This is a genomic window from Bradyrhizobium sp. CCBAU 45384, assembly GCF_028128665.1.
GTDB classification, from domain to species: Bacteria; Pseudomonadota; Alphaproteobacteria; order Rhizobiales; family Xanthobacteraceae; genus Bradyrhizobium; species Bradyrhizobium manausense.
This window is the reverse complement of sequence record NZ_LBIZ01000116.1, coordinates 1-17,635: the sequence shown is the minus strand read 5'-3', so window position 1 is coordinate 17,635 and position 17,635 is coordinate 1. Positions and strand designations below refer to the sequence as shown.

The 17,635-nt window shown below is 58.9% G+C and carries 19 protein-coding genes and 1 pseudogene; 9 read left to right on the top strand and 11 right to left on the bottom strand.

Features of this window, described 5'->3' with window-relative positions; genetic code table 11:
- The first annotated feature begins 610 nt into the window (after positions 1–610).
- Positions 611–898: a DUF1488 domain-containing protein gene (locus XH80_RS29620; protein WP_442869185.1), complete on the top strand. Its 288-nt coding sequence runs from the start codon at positions 611–613 to the stop codon at positions 896–898.
- Between the two features lie 337 nt (positions 899–1,235).
- On the opposite strand, the gene XH80_RS29615 is transcribed toward XH80_RS29620, so the two are convergent.
- The 3 genes from XH80_RS29615 to XH80_RS29605 all read right to left on the bottom strand — a co-directional run bounded on the left by XH80_RS29615 (position 1,236) and on the right by XH80_RS29605 (position 4,135).
- The gene (locus tag XH80_RS29615; RefSeq protein WP_271601640.1) at positions 1,236–1,619 is read right to left on the bottom strand and encodes a hypothetical protein; all 384 of its coding nucleotides are present in this window, start codon (positions 1,617–1,619) and stop codon (positions 1,236–1,238) included.
- Between the two features lie 407 nt (positions 1,620–2,026).
- The gene (gene groL / locus XH80_RS29610; protein ID WP_271601639.1) at positions 2,027–3,676 is read right to left on the bottom strand and encodes a chaperonin GroEL; all 1,650 of its coding nucleotides are present in this window, start codon (positions 3,674–3,676) and stop codon (positions 2,027–2,029) included.
- 141 nt (positions 3,677–3,817) lie between these two features.
- Entirely contained in the window at positions 3,818–4,135 is a 318-nt protein-coding gene (locus XH80_RS29605) for a co-chaperone GroES (RefSeq protein ID WP_271601952.1), read from the bottom strand.
- 686 nt (positions 4,136–4,821) lie between these two features.
- On the opposite strand from XH80_RS29605, the gene XH80_RS29600 reads away from it, so the two are divergent.
- Positions 4,822–5,052 carry a hypothetical protein gene (locus tag XH80_RS29600; RefSeq protein WP_271601638.1) on the top strand — a complete coding sequence of 77 codons (231 nt, stop codon included), beginning with the start codon at positions 4,822–4,824 and terminating at the stop codon, positions 5,050–5,052.
- Positions 5,053–5,306: 254 nt separating this feature from the next.
- Here XH80_RS29600 and XH80_RS29595 read toward each other — a convergent pair whose 3' ends face one another.
- A complete protein-coding gene (locus tag XH80_RS29595; protein ID WP_271601637.1) occupies positions 5,307–5,687 on the bottom strand; it encodes a hypothetical protein in 381 nt (126 codons plus the stop codon).
- 36 nt (positions 5,688–5,723) lie between these two features.
- A complete protein-coding gene (locus XH80_RS29590) occupies positions 5,724–6,047 on the bottom strand; it encodes a helix-turn-helix domain-containing protein (RefSeq protein WP_271601636.1) in 324 nt (107 codons plus the stop codon).
- Positions 6,048–6,598: 551 nt separating this feature from the next.
- On the opposite strand from XH80_RS29590, the gene XH80_RS29585 reads away from it, so the two are divergent.
- A complete protein-coding gene (locus XH80_RS29585) occupies positions 6,599–6,883 on the top strand; it encodes a hypothetical protein (RefSeq protein ID WP_271601635.1) in 285 nt (94 codons plus the stop codon).
- A gap of 502 nt (positions 6,884–7,385) precedes the next feature.
- Positions 7,386–7,925, top strand: coding sequence for a YfbU family protein (locus XH80_RS29580; RefSeq protein ID WP_271601634.1), 540 nt, complete (start codon positions 7,386–7,388; stop codon positions 7,923–7,925).
- Between the two features lie 268 nt (positions 7,926–8,193).
- Here XH80_RS29580 and XH80_RS29575 read toward each other — a convergent pair whose 3' ends face one another.
- The 3 genes from XH80_RS29575 to XH80_RS44135 form a co-directional block, all read right to left on the bottom strand.
- Positions 8,194–8,580 (bottom strand): hypothetical protein, encoded by a 387-nt coding sequence (locus tag XH80_RS29575; protein WP_271601633.1) that lies wholly within the window; start codon positions 8,578–8,580, stop codon positions 8,194–8,196.
- A gap of 53 nt (positions 8,581–8,633) precedes the next feature.
- Positions 8,634–9,743, bottom strand: a complete 1,110-nt coding sequence (locus XH80_RS29570; protein ID WP_271601632.1) for an FRG domain-containing protein — start codon at positions 9,741–9,743, stop codon at positions 8,634–8,636.
- A 98-nt stretch (positions 9,744–9,841) separates the two neighbouring features.
- A complete protein-coding gene (locus tag XH80_RS44135) occupies positions 9,842–9,985 on the bottom strand; it encodes a hypothetical protein (protein ID WP_442869184.1) in 144 nt (47 codons plus the stop codon).
- Between the two features lie 864 nt (positions 9,986–10,849).
- Here XH80_RS44135 and XH80_RS29560 point away from each other — a divergent pair.
- The 5 genes and pseudogenes from XH80_RS29560 to XH80_RS29540 all read left to right on the top strand — a co-directional run.
- Positions 10,850–11,686 carry a DUF6946 family protein gene (locus tag XH80_RS29560; protein ID WP_271601631.1) on the top strand — a complete coding sequence of 279 codons (837 nt, stop codon included), beginning with the start codon at positions 10,850–10,852 and terminating at the stop codon, positions 11,684–11,686.
- A gap of 39 nt (positions 11,687–11,725) precedes the next feature.
- Positions 11,726–12,142: an HNH endonuclease gene (locus tag XH80_RS29555; RefSeq protein ID WP_271601630.1), complete on the top strand. Its 417-nt coding sequence runs from the start codon at positions 11,726–11,728 to the stop codon at positions 12,140–12,142.
- A gap of 79 nt (positions 12,143–12,221) precedes the next feature.
- Positions 12,222–12,716, top strand: a complete 495-nt coding sequence (locus XH80_RS29550; RefSeq protein WP_271601629.1) for a hypothetical protein — start codon at positions 12,222–12,224, stop codon at positions 12,714–12,716.
- Between the two features lie 55 nt (positions 12,717–12,771).
- The gene (locus tag XH80_RS29545) at positions 12,772–13,266 is read left to right on the top strand and encodes a hypothetical protein (RefSeq protein WP_271601628.1); all 495 of its coding nucleotides are present in this window, start codon (positions 12,772–12,774) and stop codon (positions 13,264–13,266) included.
- Between the two features lie 21 nt (positions 13,267–13,287).
- A pseudogene (locus XH80_RS29540) lies at positions 13,288–13,653 on the top strand (ATP-dependent DNA ligase); the annotation flags it as partial.
- 809 nt (positions 13,654–14,462) lie between these two features.
- Here XH80_RS29540 and XH80_RS29535 read toward each other — a convergent pair.
- The 3 genes from XH80_RS29535 to XH80_RS29525 all read right to left on the bottom strand — a co-directional run bounded on the left by XH80_RS29535 (position 14,463) and on the right by XH80_RS29525 (position 16,609).
- Positions 14,463–15,179: a hypothetical protein gene (locus tag XH80_RS29535; protein ID WP_271601627.1), complete on the bottom strand. Its 717-nt coding sequence runs from the start codon at positions 15,177–15,179 to the stop codon at positions 14,463–14,465.
- Positions 15,180–15,290: 111 nt separating this feature from the next.
- Positions 15,291–15,512, bottom strand: coding sequence for a hypothetical protein (locus tag XH80_RS29530; RefSeq protein WP_271601626.1), 222 nt, complete (start codon positions 15,510–15,512; stop codon positions 15,291–15,293).
- The gene (locus tag XH80_RS29525) at positions 15,509–16,609 is read right to left on the bottom strand and encodes a hypothetical protein (protein WP_271601625.1); all 1,101 of its coding nucleotides are present in this window, start codon (positions 16,607–16,609) and stop codon (positions 15,509–15,511) included. Before XH80_RS29525 ends, XH80_RS29530 begins: the two co-directional genes overlap by 4 nt.
- Positions 16,610–17,635 lie beyond the last annotated feature (1,026 nt).

Genomic DNA, 17,635 nt, shown 5'->3' with positions numbered 1-17,635 from the left:
CCAGGTCGGGATGTTTTGCTGAGCAATATTGCTCAGTCCACAAAGCCAGCACTTCATACGGCGGACTGAACAAGGCTGCAGGCCTACGCTCAGGATGCACCGGATGCGGGTCGAACTCCTTGGCCGCACCTGGCGCCCATTCGGCCCTGCAAGATCAGCGCTGGACCAGCATCGTTGGATGGGTCATCTACGGGAAACGGCTGTTGAGTGGTACGAGAGATCGATCTGGGACAAGCATCTGATGACGCTCGCCTGCTGGGTGCAACTACCACTGAATAAGCACTGCAGCAGCGATCAGCAGCACGAAAAAGATCGGCAGCAATACGGGAGGTACCATCCACTCGCGAACACTGAACTTGGAGATATTCGACATTTGACCGCCTCTTGGCCGCGGCGGGAGCACAATGCTCTCAGTCACCGATAACAGCCGAGGGCGCGCGGTGATGAGCAAGATATAGTGCCCATTCGCAGAATAGCGAGGCCAAGGGCTACTTTCTTGCTGTCGTCAGCATCAAGCGGCATTGTAATACGCTTCCAGCGTAACCACTTGAGGGTTGACGCAACTGGATCGCTCCAACCTCGGATGCAAATCGTGCTAGGCACGAGTCTCGTGTATCGGCAACTGATCGGCTCAACCATGATTGAGTTTCCAAATCACAGTCGCTCTTATGATCGCACGCGGCGCGCCGTGCGATTTTGGGGACACGACAGCGCTATTGAGGCGTCGTTCTTCATAAACGAAGGTGCGCTGAAGCGACTTAAACCAGATGCCAGCTACGATGAACCAGGCTTTCTGAACGCGTTTGATTGCAATCGTGACTTGATCTGTGCCGCCGCTGCCAAGATCTACAGCCGCGGCAGCAGGGGTTCTTACGATTTGGTCGCCGCAAACTTTTGAATCGGTCCTGCTCGCGCGAGCTGGGCCCGATCGAAATTGCGCGACGAATAGCTAAACGTCGAGGCTTTGATCTGCCCACCTGGACAATAGCGCTGGGCTGACACCCGTGTGCCGGAAGATCCCATCCGACACTGCGCGGCGCGCGAATTAGCTTCCGTCGTGTGTAGGAATTTTCCTCTTCGCGTTCTGGCTCACGGAACGGTTGCGTGGAAAGAAACGACCCTCACCCGGGAAGTGGCGATAGTCACATCGAATCGACGGTATAGGCCGCCTGTTCTGCAAGAAGAGGCCGGGACCCATCAATGGCGGCGGTCTTTCCGCCGCACGAGTTTCCTGACTATCCGCGCAGCTCCGCGGCATTCTTGCTACCAAGCGATTCGGCACAAGCTTTTGCAACGGCCGAGTTTGGCTCGGTGCTTCCCGGCATGGTGGCCCAACCGCCTTTTTCAACGAATTTGCTCTGGTCCCATGCATAGGTCGCTTTCTTCATTTCGACCAAGTTTGCCGACGCGTCTGCGGCTTGTCGAAACTTCTCAACGCAGATGGGTGTGAGAGCTGCGACGACAGCCGTCGCAGCACCATTCCTTGCGAGCGTCTCGGCGGTCCCACCCGTCACCCAGCCGCCCCAGCTGAAACCCACGATTGCCAGAGCGATTGCTCCGGTCACGGCTCCCCACAGTGCCGGCCGCACGGCAGCTTTTGTCTCCCTGGAGATTTCCATCGTTTTCACCTTGACTTAGAGGTAAGTCGAGCCTCACCCGTTAAGGAGGCTAGACACATCGAGCGATCGGCGTCTGTACCAAATTGCTCACGCAATCGCGTACGGACACTCTTGGGATGGTCCCGATTGGGATGGCCCGATGCGCCCGTTCGCCGCAGTCTGGCGCCAACGTCCCGTGCCTACAGCGAGTATCTGCCCCGCGGGGCCCGAAGCGGGGCTCCCGGAAATGCAGCGCCTTTGTGAGCTCTACCTTTCGCAGTTGAGCGCAGGTGGTGCCAGAATCGGTTCGAGTGTTCCTATTTGAACAGACGGCGACATCTTTCCAAGAGTTCGCCGGACTGCGGTGTGCGCAGGCGATCTCAACTCACGTGCGCTCTCTTTACATTCTGCGTCATGACCCGGCTCGCTTAGAAATCCATACCTCCCATGCCTCCCATGCCCCCGCCACCCGCGGGCGCGCCGCTGCCTGCGTTCCTCTTCGGCACTTCGGCGACCATGGCTTCGGTGGTGATCAAGAGAGCCGCAACCGAGGCCGCGTTCTGGATCGCCACCCGAACCACCTTGGTCGGGTCGATGATGCCTTTGGTGACCAGGTTGACGTATTCGCCGGACTGGGAGTCAAAGCCGTAGCCGTACTGATCCTTCTCCAGGATCTTCCCGACGATCACCGAGCCATCCTCGCCAGCGTTGATCGCGATCTGGCGGGCCGGATAGGATAGTGCCTTGCGCACGATCTCGACACCCGTCTTCTGGTCATCGTTCTTGGTGCGCAGCCCCTTGAGATGCTCGGAAGCGCGCAGCAGGGCGACGCCGCCGCCCGGCAGGATGCCTTCCTCGACCGCCGCGCGGGTCGCATGCATCGCGTCATCAACGCGATCCTTGCGCTCCTTCACCTCGACCTCGGTCGCGCCGCCGACGCGGATGACCGCGACGCCGCCCGCGAGCTTGGCCAGTCGCTCCTGGAGCTTCTCACGGTCGTAGTCCGAGGCGGTCTCCTCGATCTGCGCCTTGATCTGATTGACGCGCGCCTCGATGTCGGCCTTCTTGCCGGCGCCGCTGACGATCGTGGTGTTCTCCTTGTCGATCATCACCTTCTTGGCGCGACCGAGCATGTTCAAGGTAACGTTCTCGAGCTTGATGCCAAGATCTTCCGAGATCGCCTGGCCGCCGGTCAGGATCGCGATGTCCTGCAGCATGGCCTTGCGACGATCGCCGAAGCCCGGAGCCTTGACGGCAGCGACCTTCAGACCGCCACGCAGACGGTTCACGACGAGAGTAGCGAGCGCTTCGCCTTCGACGTCTTCCGCGATAATCACAAGCGGCTTGCCGCTCTGCACCACGGCTTCGAGCAGCGGAAGCAATTCATTCAGGTGAGACAGCTTCTTCTCATTGATGAGGACGTAGGCGTCGTCCATCTCAACGCGCATCTTGTCTGCATTGGTAACAAAGTAGGGCGAGATATAGCCGCGGTCGAACTGCATGCCTTCGACGACCTCGAGTTCAGTCTCGAGCGACTTCGCTTCTTCAACCGTGATAACGCCCTCGTTGCCCACCTTCTTCATGGCGTCGGAGAGGAACTTACCGATCTCCTGGTCGCCGTTCGCCGAGATGGTGCCGACCTGGGCGATCTCGTCGTTCGAGGTGACCTTCTTGGAGTTTTTCTGGAGGTCCGCGACCACGGCTTCGACCGCGAGGTCGATACCGCGCTTCAGGTCCATCGGGTTCATGCCGGCGGCAACCGCCTTGGCGCCTTCACGGACGATCGCAGCCGCAAGCACGGTGGCGGTGGTGGTGCCGTCGCCGGCGGCATCAGCGGACTTGGAGGCGACTTCGCGCACCATCTGGGCGCCCATGTTCTCGAACTTGTCCTCGAGCTCGATCTCCTTGGCGACGGTGACGCCGTCCTTGGTGATGCGGGGAGCGCCGAACGATTTGTCGAGCACGACGTTGCGGCCTTTGGGACCGAGCGTGACCTTGACCGCGTTGTTGAGAATTTCGACACCGCGCAACATCTTGTCGCGGGCATCTACGCCGAATTTGACTTCTTTGGCCGACATCATGATCTCCGTTTTCGACTGGTCAGATCCCCATGATCGCGCCTGGGCGAGCTCTCAAGGAGCGGGATTTGAACTTGCGGGCCTCATCCTGCGAGACGCCGGCTGCGCCGACGGCTCAGGATGAGGAAAACTGATTAGTGCTTAGGCAATCTTCTTCTTCGCGGCAGGCAGATCGACGAGAACGCCCATAATGTCGCTCTCCTTCATGATCAGCAGTTCCTGACCATCGAGCTTGACCTCAGTACCGGACCACTTGCCGAACAGCACGCGGTCACCGACCTGGAGGTCTATCGGAATCAGCTTGCCGGCTTCGTCGCGGCCGCCTGGACCAACCGCCGTGATCTCGCCCTGCGAGGGCTTTTCCTTGGCAGTGTCGGGAATGATGATGCCGCCAGTGGTCTTGTCTTCGGCTTCGATGCGCTTGACCACAACGCGGTCGTGAAGCGGACGGAATTTCATGCTGTCCTCCCGTTTTCTCGTTGTTGTTGCTTTGGACGAAATAGCAGTCGTGGCCAGCAAGTGCCAATCAGCACATAAGCCGCCGCCGGTGGCGTACAAGACCGTGCTGAATCGATATTCTGAGAGCATCACAAAGGCCAAGGCCGCGGCGGCTAGGGAGCCGGGATGCAAAGGTGTGAGTTCTACAATCTTCTGCTCTTCTTTGAGCTGCAGGGCCTTTTCAGAGATCCGCAGCAAGGCTGTTGCTGAAGTCTTAGATAGAGGGCTCAATGCTCGGGATGAGCTACGTTTGAAAGCTTGAAGCCAAGCCAAGCGCAAAAAGGGCGCGCGGCAGGCGATCAGCCTCGACGACGCCGGTCCGCCATCCGGCCCAATGGCGTCAACTGGCAAGGCTCCCCACTAAGCTCACAACCCCAGCCCGCGCTTTCATCCCAAGCTCCAATCGTGCCGCCCCTATCTAACTCGGTGCCGGAGATACGTTGGCCAATGCGCTTGTCGAAGACCGGTGGCAGGGGACGAGCGCAAAGCCGAGCCCCCAATCGGCGCTCAGGATTTCGAGCATGGCAAAGCGACCGCTTGCGATTGGTCGAACCCACCAGAGCCCCGGTTGTATATAAGCTTCGAACTTTTCACCGCCGATCCTCGAAACGGCGCAGAACGCGCTCGCGCGGGACGTCGGACAGGCCGTGGTGAATGCCGATTGGGACTTCCTGCGGGACACGTTCGATGTCGGCGCGCTGGTCGATCATGTCAGCGAGCTCGCGGCCAAGCCGGACTTCGTGGCCAAGCTGCACGCGTCCGCTGACAAGGCCCGCAATCAGCAGCCCCAGCGTGGCCGGCCGCCGAGGCCGAGCAGCGCTGCGAGCGAGTTGAAGACCATTCAGTTGAACGGCGGCGCCAGGGCCACTGCGGTGTAGCCTGAAGACAGTTGTTCCGGCCGGTCTTCACGACCGTTCCTGAGAGGTTCGCCTGTATCATTGATACATTCCTCGCGCGCAACAGCGGACGGGTGAGACTAGGATTTCCAAGGATTTACCGGGAATGTGGTAGCGGGGGAGCGCTACCTACGTTCCCCTCGACAGTTTTCGGCTGAGTTTATGGTGTCTGTAGCCTAGCTTGCGGGGCACTTGGCCAGTCAGGCGACAATCCCCGCTCCGGTTAAGATTTTGCTTCACGCAGGGGCACCTTCTTCCTGCATTTCCCCTTCCGCTGGACCGCTCGCCACCAGCGACGGGAACACATCGTTTCCTACGAAGCCCGCCTTGAACGCCGCAGCAATGTTGAGGATGGCGGAGCGTGCGTTACCCGGTTGCCACCGCCTAGTGTGCCCGGGCGGAAGCGGGGTTGAGAACGCAAGTTGCTGCTTCACCGCGTTGATCGATGTTGCGCCGACCAGTTCAGCGAAGCGCTCGCAGAAGGCGTCGAACTGATCGTCGAGCCCGCGCCCGGGGCGGTGGTACGTCTCCCATTCGCTGTGCGGGCCAAATTTGGCAACCAGCATCGAGTAAAACAGATCGCGGGCCTCAAAGGTCCATTTTTCATTGCGGCTCATTCAATACCTCCAATTAAATGGCGTTCAAATTGCTTTTCAGATGATGGTGATTGTCACGCTCACCCGGCGGGGCGTCGTGTTGCAGCCGGCCGCCACGATTGCCTTCACACGGTCGATCGCATCGTCGAGGCTCGCTTCGTCCCCATAATCCGCTTTGTCGTCCGCTGAGACCTCGACATCGGTGCCGTGCAGGAGCTGGTCCGTCGTCCACCGGAGTGCCTTGGCTACCGCCGCCGCATTCTCGGCTGTGGGGCGCGCCTCGGGAAGTCTGCGGTAGGCGCGGATCGTGTCTTTGCTCAAGCCCGTCCCGTCGGCGACATCTTGGTCGTCGAGGTTAAGCTCGATCATGCGGGCGGTCATGCGGCGTCCCATCGCCCCAGTGTCGGGGCGGATTGTCAGTCTCAGTTTAGCCATATCGTGCTCCGTTCCTATGTTGGTGGGGATGAGAACTCACAAATTCCACTGCCGTAGGGATCTCGCCCCATCCATTTGGGAGTATATTACCATATTGTTCGGGTCACAACCTCATTCTCTTGAGAGTGTAGCCCCCAAATTCTCCCCAAGCCAGCAGCCCGCGCGACTGGATCGACGGACACGTGACGCGCTCAATCCAATGCCTCAACGGTGCGTGTCCAACGCAGCCGACGTGCCTCGACATATTGCCGCACACCGCCCTGGTGGCGCGTCGGTTCGGGCTCTGAAGTGTACGCGGCGCGGTCAACATCAAACCGAACTGGCATGACATGCCATGGCGACCGGCGCCGTTTACTCGGGGTTGGAGAGCCTAGCGTCTCGGCTCAGCCACCCTCTGCGCCTAGGTAGCGTGACGCAGGACCGAGAATATCCTTGGTTCTTCGTCGCCGGTCGTCCCTACTTTTGGGAGATACGTCCACAACTGAAGGGACTTCCCGGTGAGTGCCGTTGAACGTGATCTCGAAGCCTATGAAGACATGCGCCGCGCTCTGACCAGTATCGCCATCGAAACAGGGGCGATCAGGATTGGCGAGGACGGCGAAACGCTGGCGTCCTGCTTCAAGGGTGAAGCCGAGCGACACGCCTACGCCAAAGCAACGTTGCTATCCCTTCGGGGGCGGTGGCCGTGCCCTATTGAGGATGTCCGCGAGACACTTCGATCAGTTTTGGACGAAGCCAGATGGGGTGATCGGTACGTCGAGCGCTATCAATACACGTTTTAGCTGGCGTCGAATGTCACGCGTGAATGAAAGCACAAACGAAGCGAAGTGGCGCGCGGAGTTCGAGGCGGACGGCGAACAGTTGGTTCGCGATACAATTTATCACGGGCCCGGCATCTACCCCGACCCAAGCGCCTTGCCGCTCTCAGGTTCCTGCGGGACAAAGATGCTGAGCGCGCAACACGGGAACGGCGCAACTCTAGCTTCGCGTTCTGGACGCTTTTGTTCGCGGCCATAGCCGCATTGGTCGGTATAGCGACGCTAGTCGTTACGGTCTGGCCCACTGCCCCCGAAGCCATTCGCCAACTCCTACGGATGTAGCGAAGAGCAATCGCCCGGCCGCATCCAAGACATGTTGCGCGTTGCGATGCGCGGATAACTTCCTTAGCAACTGATGTTCTCGCAAGGCTCGTACCGTCCGGTGGATAATTGCGTGCCTCCGCTGTCTTGCACGTCCAAATTGTGCAACATGCGGGCCTTATAAGGCCAACAACGGAGACGCGCCGTGAAGCTGTCGGACGGAGAGCGGCTGATAATTTTGATGCTTGCTGATCTATCAAAGTCCCTCAAGATCAAGGGCGAGATGGACCCTGAGTTCATCGAAAAGATGGTCATCAACAACGACCTTTGGGCCATCAACTGGAAGTATCATGGCATCCAATTCGAAAAAGGCGAAGACCCGCCAGAAGTCCGCGAGACCTGCGACATTCTCGACATGTGGTCCTTTGTCGAGGCCGGGTACAAGAAGCTCTCCGCAGCGGACAAAAAGAAGGTCAAGACGGAAGCAGCGCCCTACGGCGATGACGTTAAGTTCCACGGGTTCGATGGCAACCACGAACCGCATACGTTTATCGCAGGCGTCTTGATCAAAGACCTGGAGAGATGGTCGGAATTTAAGGGCCGTGCGCTCAACGCCCATACGCGCACAGTGGAACGTTACCCCCGAATGTGCCGAGCGTTTGAGGGAATTCGGCCGAGCCTGGATATGCGCCACCCAAGCGCGGACGAAATCACGAAGATACTGCTTGCCCAAAAGCACGGTTAAGCCTGCGGCCCGCGCCTATCGCGTTCTTTTCTCCGACCGGCACGCGGCGGCTCCATGGTGCCCCCCAAGGTGCCGTGGCATCAGCATGGGCCTTCACTTTCTCGAAGCGTTCGCGCGCGGCCTGCTCATCCTGCCGCGTCTTATCGAACGTGTCCTTAAACTGCATTGTCGTGCGTCCGCTTGTTGTTGTAGCGCGCACATTGTACGCGAGCCGGGCGCGTCGCTCAATGGAGGTGCTTCTATGCGTATACGCCATATCCTTACCGCTTCAGCCCTCCTCTTCGTCTTCCTCAACGTCAACGTCTGACCAGATAGTGCCGAACCCAAAGCCGGTAACAAGACCTATTGGGTAGAACCATACGCTTGCTGGATCAGCGGCGTTGTATCGCAGCAATGCTACCGCACCGGCCCCGGTTAGCACCGCGACTGATGCCGTCATTGCCTGCCGGCTCCACACCTCTGCCTCTTGCGCGTAGAAGCCCACAAGCATGCCGATGACGGCACCGAGAAACGTGCCGCCGATCGCCGGGAGCAAGTCCTTGCTGAGCAGCGAGGCCGCAAAGCCGCACAGACCGATCAATATCAGAGCCGCCCCAAACCCCACGGTCAGCCATCTCGTTTGCCTCGCTTCCTTCTGCACTTCTTTCCTTGCCATGTTGTTCCCGCAGCTCCTCAAGATGCTCCACCGCGATCAGCGCGGCGGCGGCATCACAATTCAAAATTTTGCTCTTTCATCTGCTCGCACGCGCCATCAAGGCCCGGAAAGAGGGACCCGGCCGTGATACCCATCATCGCGAGCTCTTGCATCGCCCGAATTCTCTCGTTCGTCGGCAGGTCTATGACACGCAGATAAGACTTGCTGCGCTGCCGCTCTTCCCATTCGATGAAATTTTCTATGTCATTCAAATTCGTCACAGACGATAACGCCTGCTGCGGAATCATCCGGGGATTGTTCAGCGCAAGCGCCTTAAGGAACGTTAGATGCGGAGGCGTCAGGGTCAACATCTGAACGCGCGCATGGTCGGCTTGCCATTCGTTAAAATCGAACACGAATATGCGAACAAATTTGTCAGCGCTTTGATCCGCCTTTCGAACGCCTCGGAAAGCAAAAAAGGCCGCGATGTAGGGTGAATGGGTCCAGTCCAACAGTGGCGTCGGATACCCATGATGTTGGGCAAGGCTGTGAAAGGCCGCGTTCTCAAGATCATTTTCGAGGTAGAAGCGATGAGCAGTCAGGCCACTTAGATGGCCGTGTAACAGAGGGATGTCCTCGCTTGTAAACTTCATCAAGTCGTAGCGGCCGTGTCTGTGAAACGCCGTTGCCAACTTCCATAGACTGCTCTGCTGCCCCCGGAAGACGAACCGACGCGGCTCCAAAGAAGCCGCAAACTCCCTGAATGCGGACCAGCTCTTGACGTCTGCAATGGGTTTTCGCTGGCTCGGGTCGGAAGCCCGAAGTCGGAGTAGTTGCGCGGTCCCATTCGTGCCGAGGGGAGTTGTCCAAGTAAGTCGAAGATCATCGCCGCTGAAGTCCCAACTCGTCTTGAGCTGCGGACTTAGAGTAACGCCCGGAAAGCCTGCCTTGATCTGCTCCCAATCTTCCATGCGCCCGTTCACGAAGGGGCGAACTATCAAGTCGAGATCAAATTTGGGGTCCTTGTTCGGTGTGCGCACCCACGCGACCAAAGAGGGCAGTTTTTGCGGGTCATCAGAAAACGCGTACGCATTGCCCTCGAAATGATCTCCTTTGTCGTCAAGCTCGACGATGGCCCGCCCCCTATTCGTACCTGAGAAATTACCAATCCATTGCCCCGACATAAGTCCCTCAACTCGGCGACCGGCGCCGCTCCTCGAAAACCTCTCTACATAGATCATTTGCCGCCAACGCCGCTACTCTGCAAGCCAGACCAGCATATCTAGCGCTCGCCGACCACCACGTCGATGGCGGATCGCTCGCTGAAATCTTCGCCGGCCGCAGCGCAACTAGCCGGCCGCAGCGCAACTAGATGGCTCCGCTTGTACGGATAGCCGCGCACCTCGGAGCAGTCTTTGCAGCGCATATAACGCTTCAGCTCATGGATTGATGTCGTCTTCGGCCGCCGCACGACAGCGAGCGCAACGGTCCCGATGCGTGTCGCAGTCTAGGTATTTGACCTCTAGATAAATGTACCCGGCATTGAGGCGTCCGCGAGTGCTGGCGATGGCTGAGCCGGTCCTTGGAAGGCGAGCATGCGCTTATTCCAGGCTTCGCAGGCAAGCCGGTCGGCTACCTTGCGCGCCTCCGTCGGTTGCTCTGCCGACGCCCGGACAGAGCCGCCCGTAGATGGTCTCTCGTGACTTGCTACCCATGCTCAATGAGAGCGCGGTGGCCGTCGATACGCAAATTATCATCCATTGGGGAGGGGTCAGTAGGCGAACTACCCGTGATCGTGGGTGTGGATAAAGGACCACGTGGCAGGACCTATCATCTGGCTGCGCGGAGGCCCACCCGTAAATTTCCCAAGTGTCGGCGGCTAGGCTCACTGGTTAACTGGTGCAGGTCGAGCGCCGCATCATGAAAACACCGAAGCCAAAGCAATGGGCCGAGCAGGAGATCCAACGATTGGTCAGGCTCGCCCGGCAGGGGGTTGGCGCGTCGAGGATAGCCGCCGAACTTGGCCGCCACGCCGGATCGGTGAGGCGAATGGCCCGGTCGGTGGGAATACTGTTGAAGAAGTAGCCGTCGCCCGAACGCGCGGGCGAAGGGCCTAGCTCATGCAATCCACACCTTCGGTTGGGTCGCCATAACTCGCGCCCCGTGCTGCACTGCGAACATAGCCCCGCGGTTACGTAGCGTCCGTAATTCTACTGCCATTGCGCATTCGCTTTCTTTGGCATCTACTTCAGATTGATTTTATGACGATCTAGTTTTCAGACGAGGGCGCATGAGCGTCAAAGCCACGATGGCTAACATTCTGCAAGATCAGATGCGATTGCGCGGCGTGAATTCGCTGTCGTCCTCCGAGTACGATGAAATCGCAGAACTGCTGATCCAACAGATCAGAGAGTTGGAGCTTAGCCTGGCTGCGCGAGAGATAGCCGACAAGCAGAAGCACATGAAGCGAAAAATCTATGTGCCGACGGCCGGCGCCCAAAGCTGGCAAGCGCTTCTGGCCGACCCGATCAAGCATTGGCGCAGAGGCTATTCTGCTCGAACACTCGCGCATTGCTGGGAAGCCGTTGACGGGCTGCCGCCCGAAATCGGAGCGCTATTCGGAGTGGACACCGAGTTGCTGATAGCGATGCCGGAGCACAAAGTGGCATTGCGCGATGCCGGACGCGAAAGCCAAACGGACGTTTTCGCCTTGGTGAAGTCAAAGAACCGAACTATCGCCGTCGCCGTAGAAGGCAAGGTCAATGAGCCGTTTGGTGAGACCTTGCGCGACTGGTACGTGGACCCATCACCGGGAAAGCGGCAGCGGCTCGCATTCTTATGCGATCTAATGGGGGTTCAGTGTCCGCCCCCTGATCATGTCCACTATCAACTGTTTCACCGTACTGCCTCGGCTATCCTCGAAGCTGATAGGTTCGAGGCCGACGATGCTGCCATGATCGTTCATTCCTTCTCGCCCGAGAACAGGTGGTTCGATGCTTATGCGGCGTTTGTTGAACTCTTCGGATTAATCGCCAACACGGGACAACTAGTGAGCAAAAGGCTGCCTAACGGCCGAACGCTGCATTTTGGTTGGGCGAAGGGTGACCCGCGATTTTTATCGATGTGATGCGGCAGGCAGACTGCGGACTTTAGCAGGGAAAGAGCAATGAAGGTGTTAAAAAAGCCTCGCAACCAATCTGAAGCACGACGAATTGCAGATTTAAATTACCCCTATCCCGGTTGCTGCCTGTGTGGGCAGACGGTCGGGAAAGAACTGGCCCATCTGGACCATGAAGCGTCGAACAATGACCCAGACAATCTCGCGTGGCTATGCACTCACCACCACTGGATGTATGACGTTGGTCTGTTTTCGCTTGCCGCGTTGAAGGTACAACGCGCTCACTGGCAAGAGATGAAGGGTAAGCGAACAAATGCTTTCATGAAAGACGCTGGCAAAAAGGCCGCTGCTACACGAGCGGCAAACGCCGCAGCGAAGTTGCGTAGCGAGGCCGCTCGCAAGGCTGTTGCGACCCGTAGAGCTAATGCCTTGAAGGCTGCAAATGTGCAGCCCCCCAGCTCCTAGCCTTACGCGGCTCTTCAAAGCTGTTGCAGTAACTGCGCTGCGCGAACAATCGCCCACAGTTTCGAGACGCGGCTAGAAAATGATAGACGTTGAGTTTATCCGGGCGAGCTATCGTCCAGAGCGAATTACCACGCTGTTTGTCGGCGAGAGCGCGCCTGCAAGTGGCGACTTCTTCTATTTTGGCAACAACGCCATGCTACAACACATGAAACGTGCCACAGAAGCCGTACTGGGCGAAGGCGACGATTTTCTTGGTCGCTTTAAAAGCTTCGGCTGGTTCCTCGATGATCTCGTGCTCACGCCGGTGGACAAGTTGGCGCCTCCTGAACGTAGAGCAAAATGCGTCGCCGCGACGAGTAGCTTGAGAGATCGCATTGTCGCGTATCGCCCGCTCGCCATCGTTTCCATGCTCGTCAGCATCAAGCGCATTGTTGAAGCGGCGGCAAAAGCGGCTGGGAGTAACGCCCCGGTATATGGCGTGCCATTTCCGGGCATGGGTCAGCAACGGCGTTTCCATACCGAAATGATCAAAATAATCCCCTTGCTTCCGCGAGAATTCAACCGGAGCGGATGATCGTCAACTCTGATTTTAGCGCTCCTATAATTATACACCTTCACCGAGGCGCACTGTGAACTCAGACAAAAGCGCGCGAGGCAACGCCAGCCAATTCTTTGTTGCGGGCGAACTATGTCGTCGCGGCTACTGTGCCGTTGTCACCCTTGGCAATACTCCCAATACCGACATCTTGTGCAGCAACCTTGCTGGCACTCGGTTCGTCCATATTCAGGTAAAGACGTTCGTCCCTGGCCGACGCACCTGTAGCGTTGGACAAAAGGCCGAACGAAACTTCGGCGATAATTTCTTTTGGGTGCTTGGCGGAATTCCTGAGCCGGGCTCAGCACGACCATTCGAGTATTACGTAATTCCTGACAGAGTTATGGCGGAGAACGTTACCCGAGCGCACCAGCAGTGGCTCACTACAGCGGGAGCGAAAGGCCAAATGCGCAATGAAACCACCGTGCGGACAGTGCATTTGCCTCCGTTCAAGTCGTTGAGCGGATGGGACGTTACTGAGTTTCGTGATCGCTGGGAGCTGATCGAAGCCAAGCTGAGCGCGCCATGAACGCAGGCCATTCACCCAATGGAAGCCGTCGTGCCGGGCGTCGATGGCATCTCGGATTTCAATGCGCTGCACTCCGGCAAGCACGACCATGAGGTGCAGTTCTGCGCCTTCGATATTCTCGCCGAAGGTGGTGACGACCTTCGCGCGCTACCCCTGTCGATGCGGAAGACGAATTTAGAGCGTCTGCTGGCGCGGCGACCTGAAGGCGTCTTCATCAATCCCTTCGAACGAGGCGAGCTTGGGCCTGATCTGTTTCGCGCCGCTTGTCGCATGGGGCTGGAGGGACTGGTGTCAAAGCGGCGCGACCGGCCGTATCAAGCCGGTCGGAGGAAGTACTGGGTCAAGGTCAAGAACCGGCTGCATCCGGCGATGAAGCGGGAGCTATAGGCCGCGCCGCAGCCTCCCCACCGTGCGCGTCCTTTGAACAGCTCGCAGCGTTTGTCGAACAACATTGGACTGCACGACGCCGAACTTCGAGTTAGCTTTGGCAGCCGCGAGCGGACAGAGGTCACGGTGTAGGGGACCAGCCACATCAATCGTGCTTTGTTCGGAGACACTTGGTCTCAAGCAACCGCTCTTGTTTGTTCGCATCTTGTGCGGGGTGCTTTTCTACGTTTCTACAGAATTTCAAAAGAGCCGACGAGTATGAGCGAGCGCGCCTAAGTCAATTGGCCCTGAGCTTGCCTTTTAGCCCGGTGGACAACCGAGGCAACGCTGGCGGCAGACCGCGCGTTGGTCCTCCAGTTGCTGCAATCCGCGTGCCCCAGTGAGTAACTGATCGAAGTTGCCGGTGCCGCGAGCCGCGTTTATCGAAGCGATATAGTATTGGGCTATCTGGTTGTACGCGTCATTGCAGACTGCCCAGCACACATCGACCCGTGTCGTTTGTTGCGCTTGTGTGCTGGACAGTGATGCGAGCACAGCCATGCTGATTATCCTAGCAGCGATCATTTCACTTCCTCCTGCTTGAAACGTCGAGGATCATACCATGAAAGCGCGGCAATCGGCCCAGCCCGTGTTAACCAGCGCTCGGTGGGGGGCTGCCGCGCAGATACTGTTAAAGGAAAAGGCCCCGACGATTGCTCGCCGGGGCCTTTCAAGATCGTCGGACTGGTTACATCCGCCGTGCCTTACGATCCTTGATACTCGCCGATTACCGCATCTGATCTGGTGCAGATCATGGCAAGGCTGCGGCATCAGCGTGAACACACGGCACGAAAGCGGCTCGCCGCCAGCTCGGCCTTGCGCCACTCGGCCCGCCGTTGGCGCTCGGCCGCCATCTGTAGGCCGGCGACCGTCGTTGCGATCACGTCATCGATCTCAGCGCCCGTCAAGCTCCGACGAATTTTGAGCACGATGCTCAACGCCATGATGACAGGGCCGTGTGGGCGCAGCAGGTCATGGGCCTGTTGCTCGCAAAATGCCAGGAAGCGCTCGACCGCCTCAGCCGACTTGCAGACCAATGACGCGAGCGAAACCGCTTGCTCGACATCACTCACGGACGGCGCAGGCTCACCCGGCAGAAGCATGCGCTCTGCAACAGACGCCGCAGCCAATTCGATGCAACGGTCGAGCACATGCAAATACATATCCGCTACATCACCCCGAGCCTCGCCATCCTGCGGCATCAATTCCCGCAACTTGTCGCACAACTCTGGCACGGTGTCGGTGTCGTCATCACTGCCGAAGGCGACGCTGTGGCGCGGTCCCCACACGAGACCGCCATACTGTCCGTTCGGGTCAGGATTGATTGTCGCGCCACCGAGCGGTTTGCCGAGCAGGCGCGCGCCGACGGCGTGACCGGCTTCATGGACCGCAATCCGCGCGTCCTCTTCCTCGGTGCGGCCAAGCTCGGCGAGCAACACATCGTACTCGTCATGCTCGTCGTCGAAACCAGCGTTCTCATTGTTCATGCTTACACTCCTGCGGCCAGCTCATCGGACGGGATGAGCTGGCCGCCTTCCACCGACGCCACCGACGCCGCGCTGAAGATCGCGACGCCGCCTCCGGGCGAACGGGAGCTGCTACCCATTTTTGAGCTTTGAAAGTCCATCGGACATGCGTTGGCGAGCGAGCATCCGTGCACGAACATCGGCAACTGAATAGCCGCGCAGACCCGGCATGGCGCGCGCGATCAGGTTCGCGACGGCCGCCGGGATGCGACCGTTGTCATCCGGATCGACGACCCAGCCATCAACTCTGTGCGTGATCTGGTGGGCCTGCCAGCCCGGCGGTGCTGCTTTCATGAGCGTGGCACGTCGATCAGGATGGTACGGGGTGCCTTGGTCGGCAGCGGAGTGAAGCTGGCTTCGCGCACCACCGAATTGTTGTGGGGAAGGCTCTTGGCCTCCTCGACCGCGTCGAGATCGATGACATCAGGCGCGCGCGGGTTGAAGTCTCCGCCGCGCGAACCACGGAGCTGTGCACGGCGCGCGTCTGTGACCGGGACCGCCACGCCCTGGCGCAGCGCACGCTGCGCAGTGGTCACGGGCATTGTCGCATCCTCCCATTGACCTGCGAACCGCTTGCGGCCGTCATGGTCGCGGTAGTGACTGCTTTTGAGCATGAACACCGTCATGGCGGGTGACGGTTCAGGCGCCGAGACGGAAGCGGAGACCGGCATGGCAACCGGGATCGGCGCGATGCCATCGCGGATCGCGTCCACCCTGCCGCGCAGCTCAACGAGCGCGAAACCGGCAGCGACTTCGACCTGCGTCGCGGTGTTGCCGATAAAAAGCGCCATTGCGCCGCTCTCGGGGTGGAAGTGAAGTTTCTCCAGGGTGTCGGCAAAGCGCTTGCCAGCCGCCAGATAATCCGGCAGTGCCCGCTCGACGGCATCAAGGTCGCGCGCTAGCGTTTCGCTCGCCGCCTTGCGTTCGATGGTGGCGCGCTCGGCCGCGAGCTTCTGCTCGGCGTCGGCGATCTTGGTCTTCACCTCGGCGAGCGCGTCGGTGTAACCATCACGGGTCACCGCGCAGTTGGAGACCGCCGCCTCCAGCTTCGCGCGAGTTTTGTCGTCCGCGTCGAGGTTTGCTTCGAGGTGATGACGCTGGAGCTTTGCTTTGGCATCATCATGGGCCGCTTCCGCAGCGGAATGGCGGCTATTCAGGGCAGCGGCGCGTGTGCGCAGCGAGGCCAATTCGGTTTCGAGTTTTTCCATAAGTGATTGTCGTCGGAAGAATGGTGTCATGCTCTCAAGCATAGTGAGGGCAAAGTGATCTGCGAACACTCCACCTGTGGTGCGCACCACACCGCACTGCCTCAGAGGGGAATTTTTGTGGCGGCGCCCAATGATGGCGGGATCGGAGGGGCCGTGAATTCGAAAGTAGTCGCCTCCGATCATGTAGCTGTCCGCTCAGCCCAAGGGGCAGCGGCTGCCTTGGGCGGCTTGCATGGCTCTGTTCGGGTCACCCTCAGGAAGCAGACGTTGCGGGGCTCTGAGCAAAGGTCAGACACGGGCCAGCAGCGGAAGTGAACGTGGGCTGGAATGGAAGATGCCGCCAACTGAGGTAGCCTTACTGCAAGCGCTCGATGTCGAACTGGAACCGAGTGCGCATGACAGGGCCATTTTCGTCACGAACTTCAATGACTCCTGTGTACACTTTCGTACTTTCGTTCGCCCCCACGCAAGCGCTAGCCGCGAGAACCTTCTGGATCTTCATTCGTTACCCAGATGATGACACAGAACGCACCACGGAAAAAGAACGAGCTTCGAGAGGCGCTACTCCTGTCGCTTGGTTTGGCTGCAGCGATGTTTGGTCTGGCTATATTTGCAAGTGCACATCTATGAAGACTTTTACTACGCCCATCGCCTGATCGGTCGAAGATTGATATGCGGTGGCGGCGGGGGAGAATGAATGAGCGGCCAAGTGAGGCGGCCTCAAGGCATCAGCATATAGACCGCGACGCCAGCGATGACCGCCAGATCAGCGAGAGGTAGAAATAGAGGTTATTGCGGTTCATCGAGCTAACATTTGTTCCCTCGCGATATAAAGACCTTGATCCATGTCACGGTCTATCCCCGTGCCGGTGCTGTCCTACTTCGGACAGTCGCAATTTGAATTTTGGATACTCCAATCCGTTAAGGACCACGTGTGATACTGGCGGTGGTTAGCGGGTTCGCCTCCACCGACCCAGTTGCTAAGGCCCCAGCCCGATCCCAGAAGGCTGGGGCCTTTGCTTGGCCCGGCCACTCCGCTCAGGGGCCACCGCGACGATATGGCTCGGTTTAACTTAGGCCCGGTCTACCCCTGACAGCCGACATATCCTCGGCCGTGGGATACCGCAGCGATGGGCCAATGCACAAAGTCGCTGCGCTCCAGCCCGCTGCGCGGGAGCAAGAGCCGAGAGGCCGGTAGCCAGTTGAGAC

What these genes read in the sequence shown, in the direction of transcription:
- XH80_RS29590 (WP_271601636.1), bottom strand. Translation starts at nt 6,047, where the DNA reads ATGACCGCCCGCATGATCGAGCTTAACCTCGACGACCAAGATGTCGCC.
- XH80_RS29535 (WP_271601627.1), bottom strand. Translation starts at nt 15,179, where the DNA reads ATGAACAATGAGAACGCTGGTTTCGACGACGAGCATGACGAGTACGAT.
- XH80_RS29530 (WP_271601626.1), bottom strand. Translation starts at nt 15,512, where the DNA reads ATGAAAGCAGCACCGCCGGGCTGGCAGGCCCACCAGATCACGCACAGA.
- XH80_RS29595 (WP_271601637.1), bottom strand. Translation starts at nt 5,687, where the DNA reads ATGAGCCGCAATGAAAAATGGACCTTTGAGGCCCGCGATCTGTTTTAC.
- XH80_RS29525 (WP_271601625.1), bottom strand. Translation starts at nt 16,609, where the DNA reads ATGATCGGAGGCGACTACTTTCGAATTCACGGCCCCTCCGATCCCGCC.
- XH80_RS29615 (WP_271601640.1), bottom strand. Translation starts at nt 1,619, where the DNA reads ATGGAAATCTCCAGGGAGACAAAAGCTGCCGTGCGGCCGGCACTGTGG.
- XH80_RS44135 (WP_442869184.1), bottom strand. Translation starts at nt 9,985, where the DNA reads ATGCGCTGCAAAGACTGCTCCGAGGTGCGCGGCTATCCGTACAAGCGG.
- XH80_RS29560 (WP_271601631.1), top strand. Translation starts at nt 10,850, where the DNA reads ATGAGCGTCAAAGCCACGATGGCTAACATTCTGCAAGATCAGATGCGA.
- XH80_RS29605 (WP_271601952.1), bottom strand. Translation starts at nt 4,135, where the DNA reads ATGAAATTCCGTCCGCTTCACGACCGCGTTGTGGTCAAGCGCATCGAA.
- XH80_RS29550 (WP_271601629.1), top strand. Translation starts at nt 12,222, where the DNA reads ATGATAGACGTTGAGTTTATCCGGGCGAGCTATCGTCCAGAGCGAATT.
- XH80_RS29570 (WP_271601632.1), bottom strand. Translation starts at nt 9,743, where the DNA reads ATGTCGGGGCAATGGATTGGTAATTTCTCAGGTACGAATAGGGGGCGG.
- groL (WP_271601639.1), bottom strand. Translation starts at nt 3,676, where the DNA reads ATGTCGGCCAAAGAAGTCAAATTCGGCGTAGATGCCCGCGACAAGATG.
- XH80_RS29575 (WP_271601633.1), bottom strand. Translation starts at nt 8,580, where the DNA reads ATGGCAAGGAAAGAAGTGCAGAAGGAAGCGAGGCAAACGAGATGGCTG.
- XH80_RS29555 (WP_271601630.1), top strand. Translation starts at nt 11,726, where the DNA reads ATGAAGGTGTTAAAAAAGCCTCGCAACCAATCTGAAGCACGACGAATT.